The sequence below is a fragment of the Methanosarcina flavescens genome, from assembly GCF_001304615.2.
In the GTDB taxonomy this organism is placed as follows: Archaea; Halobacteriota; Methanosarcinia; order Methanosarcinales; family Methanosarcinaceae; genus Methanosarcina; species Methanosarcina flavescens.
Window position 1 is genome coordinate 2,088,204 of record NZ_CP032683.1, and the last position, 18,287, is coordinate 2,106,490.

The following is an 18,287-nucleotide window of genomic DNA, read 5'->3' on the forward strand; positions in this document are numbered from 1 at the left end:
TGAACCTTACTGAGACCTTATAAATGGTCCTGTTTGAGCTGGTTCAATATTCTCAAACGGATATAAATGGAATATAAGCAAAATATAATACTCTTTAAATTGTAAATTTGTTATAATACAAATCTCTTTTCCAGCCCTGTAAGATTCTGACATCCATTCTCAGTAACCAGAACCATATCTTCGAGTCGTATTCCTCCGATTTCAGGATAATACAACCCAGGTTCGATAGTAATTACATTGCCTGCCTCAAGTAGAGCCTCGTTTTCTCCTACTGATGGAAGCTCATGTATATCGAGCCCAACCCCATGTCCTGTCGAGTGGATAAACCCGGCTTTTGATCCGCTTCTGTATGTATCGTAACCATGCTCTTCAAAGAGGTCGCAGATGGCATTATGCACATCGGCTGCCTTCACTCCCGGTTTGACCATCCCAAACGCTTTCTTCTGTGCTGCAAGCACGGTTTCGTACATTTTTTTGAGTTCTTCTGAGGCTTCTCCATACAAAACTGTACGGGTCATATCTGCAAAATAGCGTTTTTTCTTGCTTCGAGGGAAAATATCAAGGATAATCGGGGCATTTGCTTTCAACGGACCGTCTGTATTACCGTGCGGGTTTGCCGTATCCTTGCCGCACGAGACAATGGTTTCTTCGGCTTCACATCCGTAATCAAGCAGGGTATGATCTATGACTGAGAGCACTTTAACCCCTGTCAGCACCTCACCTTGGTGATAGAGTAAACCTTCTCTCTCTTCTGCTCCTGCTATCAGGACTATTGCAGCTTCCATAGCCTTTTCTCCGGCCATCTGGGTATACTTTATGGCTTCAACCTCTTCCGGTTTTTTCAAGCTCCTCATTTTTCTGAATGGGCTTTTTATAGGCACTATGGTAAAACCTGCTTCAGCCAGGGAATTTGCGTAGAATATCGGAAAATCGTAAGGTACTGCAACTTTCTTAATTCCTTCTCCTGCAAGCAGTTCAGATATACAGGCTGCATAAGCAATAGAAGAATCTTTCTTTTCCTTCATCTTCTCCCGATAGCCCAGATCCTGCAAAGTTTTTATTACCGAAACTCTCGATTCGATTTCTGCTCTTCCTTTTTCCATATCCGAGATAAAAAGTATCTCTTCACCTGATTCTGTTTGCAGGTACGTGAAATCGTCGGAAGCCAGGAAATGGGTCACGTAGTAAATATCGGAATTATGAAAGTTCCCTGTCATAAGATACGCATCAGTTCCTGCTTCTTCAAGGGCATTTTTTATGCTGAATTCTGGCTCTGTCATGCAAGGTATTTCTAGCTTCTGTGCATAAAGGTCTTGTCGTCAGGGTTTTTTCCTTCTATCTTTAACATTTCCTGCTTCATTTCATGATTCAGAATAAAAAACTCCTCACACAACTTTAAATAGCGGTCAAGGGAAGCTGTCATTTCATCCGATAACCTGAGAAAACATACATACTTTCTTTTTCCCCTCTCTTTTACCCATCCTTTCTGCTCAGGTTCCCCTTCTTCCAGTTCCCAGAAAACTTCGGTGGTGCAACCAATTATTATCCGAACGCTCGAGGTTAGCTCCTTTTGGATCTTTTCCTTTTTAAACTCAACATAGTCTCTGGATATGTCCGGCTGAAAAAGTGCTTTTCTATGAATCCAGTAATTGTCGCGGTTGAGATGTGTTTCCACAATATCTGAAACTTTGAGGGACAGCTCGTTCGGACCTAATTTTGATTTGTCGGGTTTCCCGCTATCGAATCTTATATTCTCAGGAAAAGCTGAGCTCTCAGGAGAGCACACAGCCATTTCAATTTCTCTTTGAATCCACTCAGAGACAAACTGTTTGGTAGCTTCAATAAAAGCGAGAGCTTCCACCTCCATTTTTTCTCGGGTGGCTTCTAACCTTTCACGTATACGGTTTAATTTTTCCTTGGAACTGTCAGAAGTAGCAACTTTAATTCTCATCCTGCATTCTCTCACTTTTACTTTCTTTGCTTGCAAAATATAGTTAATCCTTGCCGCTGCAGAATTATGAATTTATTGATCTCAACGGAAAAACAATAAGTTTAGAAGCATAACTTTGACTTTGACCTGAATTCGACTGAATGAGTTGGAAGGATGATTATGTCAGGGATATTTTAATACTTAATTTTAAAATTAGTAATTTTAAATAGATTTATAAAAATATATAAAGAGTTGGCAAAGCGAAAAAAAAACGCCCGGACCGGGATTCGAACCCGGGTCGGAGCCTCGACAGGGCTCCATGATAGGCCTCTACACTATCCGGACATTTTGGTTTCTTTTGCTACTGTTTTTGCCCACGTTGCGAGCAAATCTTAAATGCTTTTTTAATATATAAATGTTCCCGTCGAAGTCTTTCTATTCTGGTAAATGTTTCAGGTCCCGCCTCCCAGACTCGAACCGGGGACATCGCGGTGCCTGCGCGGAGATGTACGGGTAAATTTACCCGCACGAGCCGAACTACAGCCGCGCACTCTACCACTGAGTTAAGGCGGGACAATGTATGTTGATCCAGTGCTGCACTGCTAGAGTGCACCATTTCATATATGATGATGATATATATGTTTTTCGCTAGGTGAGGGCTATAGCCTCAATTTTGTACAATTTCTATAAGTGAACTAATGCCATAACCCTCGACTCTAAAAAATGGTTTCCCGCCAGAATAAGTATTTTTATCAAATACCAACGTTTAGCATTAAAAAATAGGAGTTTCTCTTTAAAACCAAACAACTTCTCGTTAAAAATAAATGATTCCTTACTGGAGTAAACTAAGGTCAAAAACAGTTATAACGAGAATTTATGAGAAGAACCTGAAGGTTCTTCTCGGTAGCATATGCTTTACTTAGAAAGTGCTCAGTTCTCCTTTAATTACCATTTCGGTAATCTTTGTCACATTGGAAAGCCAGTCATCCATGACAACTTCGGCTTCGGCTTTGACCTTAGCAAAAGAAGTGCCTTCCTTCGGGATGATCTGTGCGCTTGCAACAAGCGGCTGGTCAATTGGTTTTCCTATCTGGGAAAGTAGCCTGATATGAACATCCTGGACTTCCGGAACATGCTTTACAATATCATTGGCCATCTGGGTAGAGAGGAGGTTGTAGATCTTACCTATATGGTTAATAGGGTTCTTCCCGCTAGTTGCTTCCATGCTCATAGGCCTGTTTGGTGTGATCAGCCCGTTACAGCGGTTTCCGCGTCCGACAGAACCGTCATCTCCCATTTCAGCTGAGGTACCTGTAACTGTGAGGAAGATACATTTCGTTTTCAGATTATCTCCGGTATTAATAAAAACCTTTACATCACGCTCAGTATACCTAGTTGCGAGTTCCTCTACATATGTTTTCATCTCCTGGGTCATGCTTATATAGCTATCCAGGTCGTCAATGTATCTCCCGATCATGCCGCTGCAAATTGTAAGGGTTATATCCTCTCCATCCCTGAGCCCCATAACTTTCGTATCTTCTCCGATTGCAGGCATGCGTGATTTAAGGTCTGTGAGCAGTTGTCTTTCGGTATTGTATACGATATTTTCAAGCTCAGAAAACGGAGCATGTCCGACCCCGAACGAGGTGTCATTCGCAACTGGAACTCTGTCCCTTTTGAAGACGTCCCTGAGGTCTGATGACCCTGTCCCGAGTTTGCAGTCCATGATAACATCTCTTTCGAGATCCATGTTTGCAAGGGTATTCTTAAGATATCTTCTGGCAGCTTGAAGGGCGACAGACTCGGTAGCAAGCTCGATCCCTTCGAATTCCTTTGTTGCCCTGCCCACAAGCAGTATGTATATTGGCTGCAGGATTTCTCCGCCCCCGAACCTGGGGCTAGACCTCCCGGCTACAATTTGGGTTTCGTCGGTGTTATGGTGAAGTACAGCTCCACATTTATCTATATATTCTCTGCATAGTGCGCGGCTCACGGCTTCAGCCAGTCCGTCCGATATGCTGTCAGGATGCCCTATCCCTTTGCGTTCTACAAGCTCTATCCGCTGCTTCTCAATCGGGGTCTGGAAGAGCTCCTCCACTTTAATATTTCGGGCCATTTGAATCCTCTTTTTTCAAAATCGGTAATAGTTTTATTAGGTAAAAGTCGATGTCATTGGTTTACTATTTTTCGGTCAGTTATGTCATCAGTATGCTATATCAGCACTCTGTTTAAATTGATTCCTACTCTGTTATGAAACTAATAATATTATATATAATATTATATATGACTCGAAAGCTAGCTTCTATTAAATTACTAGGACTATATAATTTTTCCCATATTCTAATTACTGAAAGTAATATATCCCCTAAAACTACTTTTTTATTTTTCAAGTTAAAAGTTACCAGTTTTGCTCTTTGAATTAATTAACAATGAACAGGCTTTTTATCTATGAATCTGCCTTTCTCAATGGAAAACTTCCATTTGATATTACCGTGAAGTCTATATTATACTGAAGTATTCTGGATAAACGTTTTTACTTGGAAAAGTTCGCCCGGGAAAAGTTTCCCGGCAGATTACCTATAGAGGACATAATAGATGATTCGCATTGCAATACCCAATAAAGGGCGCCTTTACGAACCCACAATCTCCATTTTCAAAGATGCAGGACTCCCAATCAGTGGGGGAGCCGAAAGTCGAAAACTCTTTGCAAAAACTACAGATCCGGATATCCATATCCTCTTTGCCAGGGCTGCTGACATACCTGAATACGTACAGGACGGAGCTGCAGATGTCGGTATTACAGGATTGGATCTTATTATGGAGAGGGGAGCCAGGGTTGAAACCCTTCTGGATCTGAAATTTGGAAAGGCGAGCCTTGTTCTGGCTGTCCCTGAAGATTCGGATTTCCAGAAAGCTCAGGATCTTGAAGGCAAAAAGATTGCAACCGAGTTTCCGGAAATCACAAGTCAGTATTTTGAAAGGCTTGGAGTTAACGTTGAAGTCATAAAGGTCAGCGGAGCCTGTGAGATGACTCCTCATGTCGGAATTGCCGATGCAATTGTGGACATCTCAAGCTCAGGAACAACTCTGTTGATAAACCACTTAAAGGCTATTGATACAGTCTTTTCTTCCACAGTCTACATGATCGCAAATAAGGAAAGCCTCAAAGCAAAAGACAAAATCCTGGATATAAAAACTGCACTGGAAAGTGTGCTCAATGCTAAACAGCGGCGTTATCTTATGATGAATGTTCCTGAGGCTTCCCTTGAGGTAGTAAAAGAGGTTCTGCCAGGGATGTCAGGCCCAACAGTTATGAAGGTTGAGTCCGGCAAATTGTCCGAAGAATCTATTCTTGCAGTTCACGCTGTTGTGGACGCAGACCTTATTTTTACTGTTGTAAATAAGTTAAAGAAAATTGGTGCACGGGACATCCTTGTCGTACCTATCGAGAGGATAATGCCCTGAAAAAGGAATAGACGTGGAAAAATAATATAAGAAAAGATAAGCAAAGGAGATTTCCTCAAAACTTGCCGGAGATGCTGGTTTATATGATTTTTGAAGTGATTCCTGCGGTAGATATGCGGGGTGGAAAGTGCGTTCAACTTGTCCAGGGAGTGCCGGGCAGTGAGATTGTATCCCTCGATGATCCTCTTGAAGTTGCCCTTGACTGGGTCCGAAAAGGAGCAAAGACCTTGCACCTTGTAGATCTGGATGGAGCAATTGAAGGAAAACGCAAAAACGCTCCTATAATTGAGAAAATAGTCAGCGCATGCCGGGAGAAAGGAGTGCGGATTCAGGTTGGAGGAGGTATTAGAAGCTTTGAGGATGCATCTGCTCTTCTTAAACTGGGGGTTTCGCGGGTTATTCTCGGAACTGCTGCGCTTCAGAACCCGGAACTTGTAAAAAGGCTCTCCAATGCCTTTGGAAGTGAATGCATAACTGTTGCCCTGGATGCAAAAAATGGTAAAATCTCGATCAAAGGCTGGACTGAAGAATGCGCACATACTCCTGTGGAAATGGGCAGAAAGTTTGAAGAACTGGGCGCAGGCAGCTTGCTTTTTACAAATATAGATACTGAAGGCCTTATGCAGGGAATAAATCCTGCTCCTACAAAAGAGCTTGTCGATTCTGTTAGTATCCCCGTAATCGCATCAGGAGGGGTAAGTTCTTTGCAAGATCTGAAGGTTCTAAAGAAGACCAGGGCGGCAGGAGTTGTTATAGGCAGTGCTCTCTATACAGGCAGGTTCACGCTTGAGGCTGCAATTGACGCAATTCTGCATGATTGAGACAAGATACAAAGCTTTTATAAATTTAAAGAGAATGTGATGCTGTATGAGAACAGGCAGAATGTCCCGCAAGACAAAAGAAACCGATATCCAGCTTGAATTGAACCTTGATGGCACAGGAATTGCCGATGTCAACACAGGGATCGGGTTTTTTGACCATATGCTTATCTCTTTTGCCAGGCATGCGGAATTTGACCTTAAGGTGCATGCGGATGGCGACCTGTATGTGGATGAGCATCACCTGATAGAAGACACAGCGATAGTCCTCGGAAAAGTGCTTGCAGATGCGCTTGGAGATATGGCAGGAATTGCCCGCTTCGGGGAAGCCAGAATCCCAATGGACGAAGCCCTTGCCGAGGTTGTCCTGGATATAGGTGGGCGCAGCTATCTTGTCCTGAAAGCCGAGTTTGCAGCGCCTAGGGTTGGACAATTCAGTACCCAGCTTGTAAAACACTTCTTCGAAACGTTTGCCTCAAATGCGAAAATTACCATCCATGCAAGTGTCTATGGCGATAATGACCATCACAAGATCGAAGCTCTCTTCAAAGCTTTTGCCTATGCTATGAAACGGGCTGTAAAGGTCGAGGGTCAAGAGGTAAAGAGCACCAAAGGGCTTCTGTAACGGCAGAGTTGCGGCTCTGCAGTGCGCTGCCCTTTTCGCTTCGCTCAAGAGGGCTAATTTAGAGGTAAGTAATAGTAAATCTTTGCCCAGGCGAACTGGTTTATGATAGGTACTTTGCTGTCTCAGGAAGGTTGATTTACAAATGTGGGGCAGCTTTTTCCGTGCTTTTTGTGGTTTTCTGCAGTTTTTTGTGGATTGAGTCAGTGTAAGTATCTACGTTCAAATCCTGTTTTAATGCATAATTTAGCAGATTCTATAGGTTTAAGCGCATATTTTTTCGTTGTTGCTGGCTCAAAGGAGAGGGAAACCGTAAATTTTTATTCTGGGAAATTAATTTTATAGATAGAATTTGGGGGGATGAAATGAAAATTCTTTATGTTTATGCACATCCGGAACCGAAATCTTTTAACGGCGCTTTAAAGGATACAGCCCTTGCTGCCTTGCAGGAAAAGGGGCATGAAGTAAAGCTATCTGACCTGTATGCAATGAAGTTTCACCCTGTCCTGAAAGCTTCGGATTTTCCGGAGAGGAAAAATCTTGAGATTTTCAACCCTTTCTTAGAGGCTATAAAAGCAATAAAGACAGGAGCCTTTTCATCTGATATAAAGGAGGAGATGGAAAAAGTAAAATGGGCTGACCTTTTGATTTTTCAGTTTCCTATTTATTTTACGGCTATGCCTGCCATTATGAAAGGCTGGATAGACCGTGTTCTGGCACCTGGGTTCGGGTTTGACCCGGTTACCAATAGTGCTTATGATACCGGTCTCTTCAAGGGGAAGTCTGCAATGCTTGTTACGACAACAGGGGCTCCGAAGGAAATATATTCCGAAGGAGGCGCGCATGGCGACCTTAACAGACATCTCGAACCAGTAACACACTGTGTTTTTGAATATATGGGAATGAAGGTGCTCCCATCATACATAATTTACGAAGCCAGTGCTATGAAATGGGAAAGAGGGGCTGAAGAGCTGGAAAAGTATAAACAGAGGCTGCTTGAACTTTGATTCAGGTGAAGAGTCCTCAAGTTTAAATATTCAATTTTGATTAATTTTAAATGAGAAAATTAACGTTTCTTGTTTTTCCCTGTTTACTTCCTTCTGTTTACTCTTTAACTTTTTAATTTTATCCTTTATTTCCTGCTGGCGATTTTATATCATTTTATTTGCCTGCATGTTGTACAATAATTCTTTTTTCAACAAGAATATTCCTACTTTTGCTGTCAATAACTCTAAAAAGGATTTCAGAATCCGCTTTGAAACCATAATTATCGGAGGTGTTGCTGTCTCCATCCACACTTACTTTCACACTGGAATTAACATATTTTGAACTATCTTGCCCACACAGGATCAATTTCTCTCCAATAGTCCAGAAGCCGTCTTCAAGAGTTGCACTGTTTCGGGTAACGTATGTATTGTTTTTCTTTTCAGGGCTCAAATTCTCGTAAAAAACCTCCGTATCTCCTTCAGCACGAGTTCCTCCTTTTCCAACATCACCCTGGTAAGAGTTTCCATATCCCGAAATCCTTATGGAAATGGTGCTGAAAGGAAGAGCATCGCCTCCTTCGTGCATAAGCACAATCCTGTTTTCCTCAAGCCTGACCCGATCCGTCATCGAACCTACCCCGTAAAGCCCTCCTTCACAGGATTCAATAGTAATTTTCGCTATCAAAGGTTGAGAATTTGCGTCTTCTCCAACACTGTTAAAGATAATGCCAGAAATTGCACCCGCAAGTACAACCAGAATAAGCAGCGTAAGGAGAGAACCTACAATAGGAGTTACAGCTTCGGATGCTGATTCTGATGAGAAGAGACCTTTATCTCGAAACTTTCTGCAGGCTTTCATCAATGAGAAAATAGGTAACACTGTAATAAATACTTTATTAAGAGCTCTGGGAAAAAGGAATTTACTAAGAAAAGTTTGGAGGGAATTTCTCCTGAATTATTTCCTCCTCCGGTGTCTCTGGTCATATTCCTTTTCGAGCTCGAAAATCCCTCGAACCGATTCAAGTTCTTTTCTGCTTCTGGCATAATGCAAAAGCACAAGACCAACTCCGCAGAGCAGAGCTATAATCGCAGCAGAGAAAAGCAGGGGTGCTGATTTGGTATAGTACTTAACCTGGATAGCTTCCTCCCGCTCTCCCATCTTCGAGGAAATCCACAGGAGGTTTTGCCTTCCTTTTTCATCAACGGTTACATTCGCAGGCTCCGGCCTGGCTATCCCGAATACCCTGTTGCCAGTGACATATCCTTCTGGAAGTACCACACGGATAAATTCAGAATTGGGTTTAAGGAACGCAAAGCCCTGGGTTCCCGGAATTTCAAGCGTATATGCAATAAAACCTGTTACGGGCTCTTTGAACTCCAAGTTTATAACTTTCATATTCCGGCTGATTTCCTGAGTCAGGGTATAATTCAGATCTGAAGTTTCGTTTCTGCGTGATAGCTCTTCAAAAGTTTGCGGGGCTGCTGTGGTTTCATTAGCAGGCTCTACAAGCAGTACAAAATTCTGAATCGGATTCTCTTCGCGACCACCGCCCAGGGTTTCAGGGGGATAAATCTCAAGCTTGCTGGTATTTACTGCGATATTTACAACCTGCACCTTCGTATTATCTTCCAGCAGATAGTACGTGGTTGTATTTGCAAGTGTTTGATTGCTTGATTCATTTAGAAAAACCTCAAATTCGTAATTAGAAATATTGCCAGGCTCATCCACGACAATTTCCTTTTTTTGGTCCATACAGCCCGATACTAAGACCACCAGCAGGGCAAGGAACATAAACACAATTTTCGTTCTTATTCTCACAAACAAGTTCTCCCTTGAGCTTGAAGCGACCTCTTTACAGCCTGCAGCAAATTACTCTTCTTCCAGATAAAACCTGTGCAGGGTCAGGGACAGGTTAATATTTACCCTATGCTTCCTATTCTTAATAAACAACACGGATAGACATCTCTAATAAATATGATTGAAAGCTCACTTTCCTGAATAATAAGATAGACCTGGCAAGTAGCAAAAATTCAAATATCAGATTTTCCGGAAGAGTTAAGGAATCTTTCCACCATAGCCCAGTCAACTTTCTTTATATACTTTGCCTGAAGCTTGGAAACATAAAGAATATTGCTACCAATCAGGATTTTAAGGTCTGAAGGCTTGGGATCGGCTGTACCCAGTGGAAGAAGTACAGGTCCCTCAGGGGATGTAGATAGCCTGAAATCCTGCCCGCTCTTTCTTATATAGGCTCTCACCTTTTCATCAATTGCAAACGATGGAATCATATTAACACCATTCAAAACTTGTCCGGGGAAGATAAATAATTACAGGTTACAGATACAATAAAACTAAAGATCTGGTAAGCAGGAAAACTATCCTGGCAGACAGGAAAACTGTCCTGACCATAGGAGGTTTCCGGGGCAGTTTTAAATCGCATGAAAGCAATTTAGGACGAAGATAATATGATGATGAGAGATAAGGGAAAACTTGTAATCTGGCCAGTATATCTGGATCAGACGAAGTCAAGGAGCAGCGGTAGAATTATCTCCCGGAAAAATGCAATAAAGGAACCTCAACTTAGCGAGATAAAAGAGGCAGCCCAGCAGCTTGGTTTACATCCTGAAGTAGAGCCTGAAAAAGCCTATCCCAAATCCTGGTGGGAAGTAAGCGGGAGGGTGCTTGTAGATGATAAAGGTCCGAAATCTGTTATCGCAAAACAGATTGCCTTAGCTATAAAAAAGATGAGAGGCCAGGAGAGTCCTGCCAAAACCTGATATTAATATTGCTTCTTAATATATAAAAAAAGACTTTGAAAGCCCAGAGATGAATAGTTCGGGGTGTTTTGGAAATTCCCCTGTTTGTACTTCAGGTAGCCTCTATAAGTCCAAGTTAGTCTTTATAAGTCTAGTTAGTCTTTATTTTTTAGTCTTTTATAGGGATATCTCATTTCTTTTCCGCAGCGCTGGCAGGAAACAACAACATAACCTTCTTTCAGCCTGTAACGGACATTTTTCCCGGGCACGAGAAAAGCGTAGCAGTGTTTGCAGATCCTGCTTTTTATCTCCCTTGGAATACTCGTCCGGGTTCTCATAGAGATATTCCTGATAAGCTGCACATAACGCTCGCTGCGGTCAGGATGCTCGTCATGCTCCCTTCTTGCAAGCTCAAAAAGCCGCCACATGCGCTGGGTTGCAATAACCTGAATCAGGTTTTTCTGCTGTTTTCTTGCTATTCTGGACATTGGTAAACCAATCCTGCATTTTCGAATTGGATCTCGATTTTTGAAGCGTTTTTAAAAACCGAAATCAGGAATCAAGAATAATCACATTGATATCAGGATTCTTGCCGTGTACAAGGGTTTTAAACTTTTCGGGATCTCCGTCTGTAATTCCAGGTTTCCCATAGTGCATCGGAATTACATCTTTTGGGGAAATGGCTGCAGCCGCATTTGCTGCCTCCTCCTCATCCATTGTGTACGTCCCTCCTATGGGCAAAAGGGCGACATCTGCTCTGATATCTTTCATCTCAGGGAAAAAATCACAGTCTCCTGCATGATAAATCCGGATTCCTCCAAGCTCCACTATATATCCTACTCCGAATCCATGCGGATGATAGGGTTTATCGATATTATAAGCCGGAACCACCTCAATCCTGATTCCTTTTATTTCAAGTCCGTCGGCCAGCACATCTCCCTCCCCAATCCTTCTTGCATCCCCTTTGAATTGCAGGGATAAATTTTCAGGGATCAGAGTAGTTGAGTCTGACCTGCGGACCTTTCGGATATCATCAGGACTGCAGTGATCAGAGTGCTCATGGGTGATCAACAGGATGTCGGCCTTATCTTCAAAAGCAGGCTCTTCACCGAGATCATAAGGATCGATATAAATCTTTTTTCCATCCCCCTCAAGCAGAAAACCAGCGTGACCCAGCCATCGAATATTTACTCTTCCTATCTTTACACTGTTCATCTCATACACCTACGAACTCCGTAATTGAGCTTGTGAGAAAACCTTATAGAAAGATTATATCAGGACTATATTCATAGAAGAATTGTTTTGCGATTATATTAATAGTATCCGACAGTATCGACTCTATCTATCTTTTAAGAGGAAAATGTTCACAGAAGCATCACAAGGCTTAAAAAAGTTAAAACACCTGAAAAGCAACTGATTACCTATCCTTATTAACATAACCTGGCTCAAGTACCCTGTCATAGATCATCTTCTGCATATAACACACAATCGGGAGTTTGATTACCACTGCTTCTCTCTTGTTTCCTGCACTGTGAACTCCAATTGACTCTTTCCCATCAGCAATCAGGAAGAACTCTTCATTATACCTAACACCATCAATTACAATATTATCCAGAAAATCAATGAATTCCTCTGTGGCTTTTTTGAATTCAAAAGGCAGCAAACTGAACCTTTCCGGTTTATCAACGATAACAGTCAGTTTGCAGGTTTTTTCCAGTTTTTTTAGTTCCGGTTCAAACTCTTTTAGAAACTCAGGGCTGGACGAGAAAATAATAAGTTCTTCTTTTACTCTATCCAAGATTTCACGTATTCTATTCTTTATCCCCCAATCACTTTGGATGCACCATACAGGAGAAGTTTTTGGGAGTTCATAGCTCAGTTCATTGAGCTGGTCAAGCGTCTCGATTGCACAATTAATAAATTCGTCTTTTATCTTCCCGATTACCTGCCTTGGGTCGACTGCCCGGAAATAGGTAGGAGATCCCTGCCTTACTTCAAGAAAACCTTTTTTGGCAAGTGCTTTGAGAATTTCATATATTTTGGCTCTTGGCACATTTGTAAGCTCATGGATCTCACGGGCTGTAGCTTCTCTCAAACTTACAAGCCCGACATAGGCTTTTGCCTCATTTTCGGTTAGCCCGAGCTTTTCAAGGTTGCGAATTAACTGAGGATTAATTTGTGGAAACATTTGTTACCCCTAATGTAACAATAAACTTAAATCTTTTCTGTCTATATACGTCATAGACCTGGGCTACTAAAAAAATTTGCCGCACATTGCAATAATTATAAGAACGTCTATTTGAATACAGGTTAATAGACCCTGAATGGGTAAGTAAGCCTCCAGCTCAAAAAGAAAAAAACATATTGAAGGCGTGGCTCAAAGTCCTTAAATTGACTTCATATTAAAAATTATGAGAGGAATCTACTATTAAAAATGCCTTTGAAAAACTGGGGTTTTTTATCCAGAATAACCGCTTTTCCGTACTCCTGATAGCTTTCCTGTTCATAATAATATCAACACAGGGAGCACAGCTTATTGAGATGAAATCAGGAACGGAAACCTTTGTCGGGAAAGACTCTCCTCTCTACCAGGATTATGATCACCTTTATCAGAATATTTTTCAGACACAATCTATTGTTATAATGGTAGAGGGCAATGAGGTAAAAAGTGCTGATCTGATGAAAGCCGTAGACAGGTTAGAGCATCAGCTACAGGCTACGGATGGGGTGATCGAAACTACAAGCCCTGCCTCCCTTATCAAACAGGTTAATTACCAGATGATAGGAAGGTACACGCTTCCTGAAACCGATAAAGAAATAAAAGCCATTATAGATGAAAACCCTGCAATTTTCGGTCAGATCATCCCTGACAATACTCATATGCTGATTTCTGTAGTTATGGCAGGTTCAGCTACCGATAGGGTACAGGAAGACATTCTTACAGCAACTGAAGATGCCGTCTCATTTGCAGATTTTCCGCCATCTTACAACATTATTGTTACTGGCGATCCGGCATTCATGGTTTCCATGAACTATGAGATGAATTCCAGTATGGGCGTACTTTTAGGGCTTTCAGCCGTCTTCATGGTAATTGTCCTGCTCCTCGTATTCAGGCATGTCCGCTGGTCTCTTCTCCCTCTGCCTGTAGTTCTTCTGGGCATCGTTTATACCTTCGGAGCTATGGGCTATTTAAAGATTCCAATGTCCATGGTCTCTATGTCTGCGTTCCCGATCCTTATAGGTGTGGGGATTGATTATGCTATTCAGTTCCACAACAGACTTGAGGAAGAATTGCAGGAAAAAGGAAACAAAACAAAAGCAGTTATAGAAACTATAAAGCATACCGGTCCTGCAGTTCTCATAGCTCTGGCAATGACAGCTCTTGGATTTTTCTCCCTTTTTACATCTACTGTGCCAATGATCCAGGATTTTGGGCAACTGCTTATGATAGGCATTTTAATGTGTTACTTCTCTTCCATTTTCGTAGGCGTTGCAACGATTTCTCTATTTGACGAGTATTCGGAGAGAAATCCACTGAAGAAAGTAGTAAATAAGATAAAACCTTCAAATTCGGAAAAGAAGCAAAAATCTGAGGAAGAAAGTCAAAGCAATCGCCTGATAGGAAGAATCCTCCAGAAAACTACGAATACGACCCTCAAATACGACGTTCTTGTACTGGGAATCGCATGCATACTCTGTTTTGGTGGCTTCTATCTCGATCAGTCTGTACCTATTGAGACTGATGTTCAAACCTTTGTGCCCCAGGATATGCCTTCTCTTGTTGATCTCAAGCACATGGGAGATATCATGGGGGGAAGCGATGAATTGAATCTCATCATCAAGGTAAAAGACACAGCGAACCCGGATGTTCTGAAATGGATAGACCGTTTTTCTGAACATGAGGTAGCATCCAATGGACATATTTACAGCGCTACTAGCATAGTGCCTCTCGTAAAGGAAAAAAATGGAGGAGTAATCCCCGATACCAGCCAGGAAATAGAGAACATCTATTCCCAGATCCCCGAGGCACAGAAGAATCGCTACATGTATGGGAAGAACATGCTTCTCCTGAACTTCAATATTGGAAATGCGGTTTCGGACATCAAGCTGGTAGGGATTGAGGAGCTTACAAACATTGTAAAGCAGGATATACAGTGGATGCCAGCTCCACCTGGAACCACAGTTACAATTACTGGAAACTCGGTCGTGTTTATGGAGGTTCTTACTGCTCTTACTACTGGAAGAGTTGCGATGACATTCTTAGGCCTTATTCTTGTGCTTGCAGGGCTTCTTGTCGTCTACCGCGACTGGGTGAAAGCGCTCGTTCCTGTAATCCCGATGTTCATAGTTATCGGCTGGTCAGGAGGGGTCATGAACTACCTTAATATCGACTACACTCCCATGACAGCAACCCTGGGAGCCCTGATTTTAGGGGTAGGGTCTGAATACGCAATCCTCATGATGGAACGTTATTTTGAAGAAAAGGACAAAGGAAAAAGCCCTATTGAAGCAATTCGGACGGCTAGTTCCAAAATAGGAAGCGCAATTCTCGCTTCAGGAGCTACAACAGTATTCGGGTTTATGGCCCTGCTGGTTTCCCCCTTCCCAATGATTTCAGACTTCGGTATGGTTACGGTTATCGATATCGTGCTGGCTCTCCTGGCAACCTTTGTAGTCTTTCCGCCACTTATGATTTCCCTTGATACCTGGCGGGATAGAAGAAAAGGTCTCAGGACGGCAGAAAAAGGGACTGAAATACAGAAACAAACTCAGGGAGCCGAAATATGAGGCTAGTGACCATAAAATTAAGGCAAAAAATGATTAAAAAATTCACTATAATCACGTTAATACTATCAATATTATCTATTACTGCATTCCCAGCCCTCGGAAATAACGATGAGACAAACTACCTTATTCCAGGGCATGGATATACCGTGGACTATTACAAGAGTTTTGGGGAGCCGGTCATCCGTGCGTCAATTACAGGGAACCCCGAACTCAGCAGGGGGGAAACAGTAGACCTGCAGATAATAATTGCTAATTGTGGAGTGATAGAAGGTTTCAAGAGGCTTAACGTAAACCAGAATAGAATTCCAGACTCAGCAGAGGAGAAGCTTGCAGAGGCTGAAATGGAAGAAGAAAAAGAGTGCACGACAGCAAAAGATATTAAAGCCGTCCTTGTGTCTGAAACTGAGTATATTGAAGTCGAACCTACAGCCAGTTTGCAGATTGTGGAGGAACTTGAAACAGGTTATACGGCAAACCTCCGCTATACAATAAAAATAGATAGTGAGGCACCTGCTGGAAGTTACGAGCTCCTCCTGCCTTTAAATTATCAGTATCAAGCAAACGTTCGGACTACAACTGCAGACATAATAAATCTGGGCTTAACGGATACGCGGTATGTAAGAGAGTACAGAACTAAAGCCGAAACTCTCAAAATACCTATCTCTATAGAAAATAAACCTAAATTAAAAGTGACCAATGTCTCCGGAAATTTAGCTCAGGGAGAGAGTAAAGCCATTGAAATCACCTATAAGAACACCGGGGAGGGTGTAGCAAAAGACGCTTTAGCCCGAATTATCGTTATGAGCCCATTGAGTACTGAGAAATCCATAGTGAGGCTTGGAGACATAGAACCAGGGGAGGAAAAAATTGCCAGGTTCGTGATTTCTGCAGATCAGGATGCCCTTGTGAAGAATTACGGCATAAATAGTGAAATAAAATATATTGACGAAGATGGGGAAACCTCCTTTTCAGAAAACATGAAAGTAAGTATACACCTTGAAGCTTCAGAAAAAAAATTTAGCATAACGGGTGTAGCAGTCATACTGATTGTCCTTATCGCTCTTTATCAGATCATAAATGTGTACCGGAAAAGAAACAAGAATAATGAGAATGTATCAGGTGATTTAAATGAATAAAAATGGATTTTCTATTGCTGTTACAACCCTTCTAGTCCTCTGCTGGGTGATCCTTCCAGCGCAAGCAGCTCTACCTGAAAATTTTGATATCAGTGAGAATTATTACAGCGTATATGGAGGGCCTGACCTTAGTGCAACACTCATCGGAGATAATGAATTTTCGAGAGGAGATACTGTAACCCTTAATATAGAGATGATGAATAAAGGCAAAATTACCGGTTTTAAAGTTGAAAACGAAGTAGATCTCGGGAATTATGTAGATGAAATGCTTCAGCAGTCAGAAATGCAGTATGAAGCTCAGGCTACGACAGCAGTAGGCATCCTTGCAACCCTCAAATCCGAAAACCCTAATATTAAGGTTAAATCAGGGTCACAGCAAGCAGGCACTCTCAGACAGGGTAAACAGAGTTCAAGCCCAACAAAATTTACGATTGAGATTAACAAAAATACCCCTGCAGGCACCTATCCATTAATCCTTGAACTTTCATACCAGTACCAGCACAATGTCCAGGTAGGAGGAGACGAATTTGACACCACAACAGGTGTTGTAACTAACAAGGAAGTAGGCATGTGGTATGAAAACAAAACTCAGACACAGACTATCAATATAAAGGTCAAAAAAGAGCCTTACTTTGAAGTCACAAACGTGACAGGTGACCTTTACCCTGAAGAAGGCGGAATGCTCCGTGTTACCTATAAAAACAGTGGCGAAGAACCAGCAAAAGATGCCACTGTCAGGGTCAGTGCAGCCGATCCTTTCAGCACAACTGACGACCAGGCTTATCTCGGAACTCTGAACCCGGGAGAAAGTGCTGTTGCCGTTTTCGATATGGATGTAGACGAAACTGCAACCCCGAAGCCTTATTCTCTCAACAGTGAAATTCTCTATGAAGATGCTGACGGGCACAATCAGGTCTCAGATAGTATCAAGATTAACACTGAGGTCCTGCCTGCTAAGGAGAGCCTTCCTGGATATCAGACGGTAACAGGCGTGGCATTTATGGCTCTTGCAGCATTTTTCGTCATGTTAAGGAAGAAAAGACAGGACTGAAATTAACCACCAAAATATTAAAAAGGTTTGAGCTAAAAGCGTATCCAAAGAAAGATATCTAGATAGTCTTTTAAAAGGGTTATAACTCTTTATTTTTAGAAATACGCATATCCGGCTTTATAAGTTTGAATTTTTTACTCGAACAGCAAAGCAATCACCTGAATAATTCTGAAAATCAAACCTTTCTGAGTATAACCGAATTAATTTTTTTCCGTCACGCCGGTGCATTGTGCTTAAAGAGAATGGAGTATAAGATATGAATGGAGAACTGTATAAAAATATAGTGATTGCAACAGATGGATCCAGAAACACCCGGAGAGCTATTTCTTATGGTGTTGAGCTTGCGAAACTTAGTGGGGCTACCGTCTATGCCCTTTATGTAGTTGATACCATGTCCACGATTTCCGAGAACTGGACTATTGGCAGGGATACAATATATAACATCATGAAAAGTGATGGAGAGAAGGCGGTATCCGAAGTTAGGACTATTGGAGAAGCTTCAGGGGTAGAGGTAAGAGAGGTTGTTTTAGACGGTTGCCCGAGTAATGAGATTATCAAATTTGCAGAAAGTAATAATGCTGACCTGATAGTAATGGGTACCCTTGGAGTATCCGGGCTCGAAAAATTTCTGATTGGAAGCGTTGCAGAAAAAGTAGTAAGAGGCTCAAAAGTTCCGGTTCTGGTCGTCCGGGGGAAGAGCAGATCTGAAACCTCCTGTTAAATTTTGATTATAA

The 18,287-nt window shown here is 42.0% G+C and carries 18 protein-coding genes and 2 tRNA genes; 9 read left to right on the forward strand and 11 right to left on the reverse strand.

The features are described from left to right. Positions 1–110: 110 nt before the first annotated feature. The 5 genes from AOB57_RS09220 to AOB57_RS09240 all read right to left on the reverse strand — a co-directional run bounded on the left by AOB57_RS09220 (position 111) and on the right by AOB57_RS09240 (position 4,046). Positions 111–1,280 (reverse strand): M24 family metallopeptidase, encoded by a 1,170-nt coding sequence (locus AOB57_RS09220; protein ID WP_054298326.1) that lies wholly within the window; start codon positions 1,278–1,280, stop codon positions 111–113. Between the two features lie 11 nt (positions 1,281–1,291). Then, entirely contained in the window at positions 1,292–1,951 is a 660-nt protein-coding gene (locus AOB57_RS09225) for a hypothetical protein (protein WP_054298376.1), read from the reverse strand. A gap of 251 nt (positions 1,952–2,202) precedes the next feature. After that, a tRNA-Asp gene (locus tag AOB57_RS09230) sits at positions 2,203–2,275 on the reverse strand. Between the two features lie 112 nt (positions 2,276–2,387). Then, positions 2,388–2,503, reverse strand: a tRNA-Tyr gene (locus AOB57_RS09235). Between the two features lie 346 nt (positions 2,504–2,849). Further along, positions 2,850–4,046, reverse strand: coding sequence for a methionine adenosyltransferase (locus AOB57_RS09240; RefSeq protein WP_054298325.1), 1,197 nt, complete (start codon positions 4,044–4,046; stop codon positions 2,850–2,852). Between the two features lie 479 nt (positions 4,047–4,525). On the opposite strand from AOB57_RS09240, the gene hisG reads away from it, so the two are divergent. The 4 genes from hisG to AOB57_RS09260 all read left to right on the forward strand — a co-directional run bounded on the left by hisG (position 4,526) and on the right by AOB57_RS09260 (position 7,842). After that, the gene (hisG, locus tag AOB57_RS09245; protein ID WP_054298324.1) at positions 4,526–5,395 is read left to right on the forward strand and encodes an ATP phosphoribosyltransferase; all 870 of its coding nucleotides are present in this window, start codon (positions 4,526–4,528) and stop codon (positions 5,393–5,395) included. Positions 5,396–5,478: 83 nt separating this feature from the next. Further along, complete coding sequence (hisA, locus tag AOB57_RS09250; protein WP_054298375.1) at positions 5,479–6,216, forward strand: 1-(5-phosphoribosyl)-5-[(5-phosphoribosylamino)methylideneamino]imidazole-4-carboxamide isomerase; 738 nt, start codon at positions 5,479–5,481, stop codon at positions 6,214–6,216. Positions 6,217–6,262: 46 nt separating this feature from the next. After that, a complete protein-coding gene (gene hisB, locus AOB57_RS09255) occupies positions 6,263–6,838 on the forward strand; it encodes an imidazoleglycerol-phosphate dehydratase HisB (protein WP_054298323.1) in 576 nt (191 codons plus the stop codon). Positions 6,839–7,200: 362 nt separating this feature from the next. Next, positions 7,201–7,842 carry an NAD(P)H-dependent oxidoreductase gene (locus tag AOB57_RS09260; protein ID WP_054298322.1) on the forward strand — a complete coding sequence of 214 codons (642 nt, stop codon included), beginning with the start codon at positions 7,201–7,203 and terminating at the stop codon, positions 7,840–7,842. 154 nt (positions 7,843–7,996) lie between these two features. Here the strand turns inward: AOB57_RS09260 and AOB57_RS09265 are convergent, their stop codons facing one another. From AOB57_RS09265 to AOB57_RS09275, 3 genes are all read right to left on the reverse strand, one after another. Next, complete coding sequence (locus tag AOB57_RS09265) at positions 7,997–8,680, reverse strand: type IV pilin (RefSeq protein WP_054298321.1); 684 nt, start codon at positions 8,678–8,680, stop codon at positions 7,997–7,999. Positions 8,681–8,776: 96 nt separating this feature from the next. After that, positions 8,777–9,640, reverse strand: coding sequence for a DUF5803 family protein (locus AOB57_RS09270; RefSeq protein WP_054298320.1), 864 nt, complete (start codon positions 9,638–9,640; stop codon positions 8,777–8,779). 212 nt (positions 9,641–9,852) lie between these two features. Further along, positions 9,853–10,110, reverse strand: a complete 258-nt coding sequence (locus AOB57_RS09275) for a hypothetical protein (RefSeq protein ID WP_054298319.1) — start codon at positions 10,108–10,110, stop codon at positions 9,853–9,855. Between the two features lie 183 nt (positions 10,111–10,293). Between AOB57_RS09275 and AOB57_RS09280 the strand changes: the two genes are divergently transcribed. Further along, entirely contained in the window at positions 10,294–10,599 is a 306-nt protein-coding gene (locus AOB57_RS09280) for a signal recognition particle protein Srp19 (RefSeq protein WP_054298374.1), read from the forward strand. 134 nt (positions 10,600–10,733) lie between these two features. Here the strand turns inward: AOB57_RS09280 and AOB57_RS09285 are convergent, their stop codons facing one another. The 3 genes from AOB57_RS09285 to AOB57_RS09295 form a co-directional block, all read right to left on the reverse strand. Next, a complete protein-coding gene (locus tag AOB57_RS09285) occupies positions 10,734–11,066 on the reverse strand; it encodes a ribonuclease P protein component 4 (protein ID WP_054298318.1) in 333 nt (110 codons plus the stop codon). Between the two features lie 64 nt (positions 11,067–11,130). Then, entirely contained in the window at positions 11,131–11,793 is a 663-nt protein-coding gene (locus AOB57_RS09290) for an MBL fold metallo-hydrolase (protein WP_054298373.1), read from the reverse strand. Between the two features lie 202 nt (positions 11,794–11,995). Then, positions 11,996–12,766 carry a TrmB family transcriptional regulator gene (locus AOB57_RS09295; protein WP_054298317.1) on the reverse strand — a complete coding sequence of 257 codons (771 nt, stop codon included), beginning with the start codon at positions 12,764–12,766 and terminating at the stop codon, positions 11,996–11,998. A 239-nt stretch (positions 12,767–13,005) separates the two neighbouring features. On the opposite strand from AOB57_RS09295, the gene AOB57_RS09300 reads away from it, so the two are divergent. The 4 genes from AOB57_RS09300 (at position 13,006) to AOB57_RS09315 (ending at position 18,274) form a co-directional block, all read left to right on the forward strand. Continuing rightward, positions 13,006–15,366 carry an efflux RND transporter permease subunit gene (locus AOB57_RS09300; protein ID WP_054298316.1) on the forward strand — a complete coding sequence of 787 codons (2,361 nt, stop codon included), beginning with the start codon at positions 13,006–13,008 and terminating at the stop codon, positions 15,364–15,366. A 29-nt stretch (positions 15,367–15,395) separates the two neighbouring features. After that, complete coding sequence (locus AOB57_RS09305; protein WP_226999461.1) at positions 15,396–16,502, forward strand: COG1361 S-layer family protein; 1,107 nt, start codon at positions 15,396–15,398, stop codon at positions 16,500–16,502. Next, entirely contained in the window at positions 16,495–17,553 is a 1,059-nt protein-coding gene (locus tag AOB57_RS09310; RefSeq protein ID WP_054298314.1) for a COG1361 S-layer family protein, read from the forward strand. Before AOB57_RS09305 ends, AOB57_RS09310 begins: the two co-directional genes overlap by 8 nt. A gap of 256 nt (positions 17,554–17,809) precedes the next feature. Next, entirely contained in the window at positions 17,810–18,274 is a 465-nt protein-coding gene (locus AOB57_RS09315; protein ID WP_054298313.1) for a universal stress protein, read from the forward strand. Positions 18,275–18,287 lie beyond the last annotated feature (13 nt).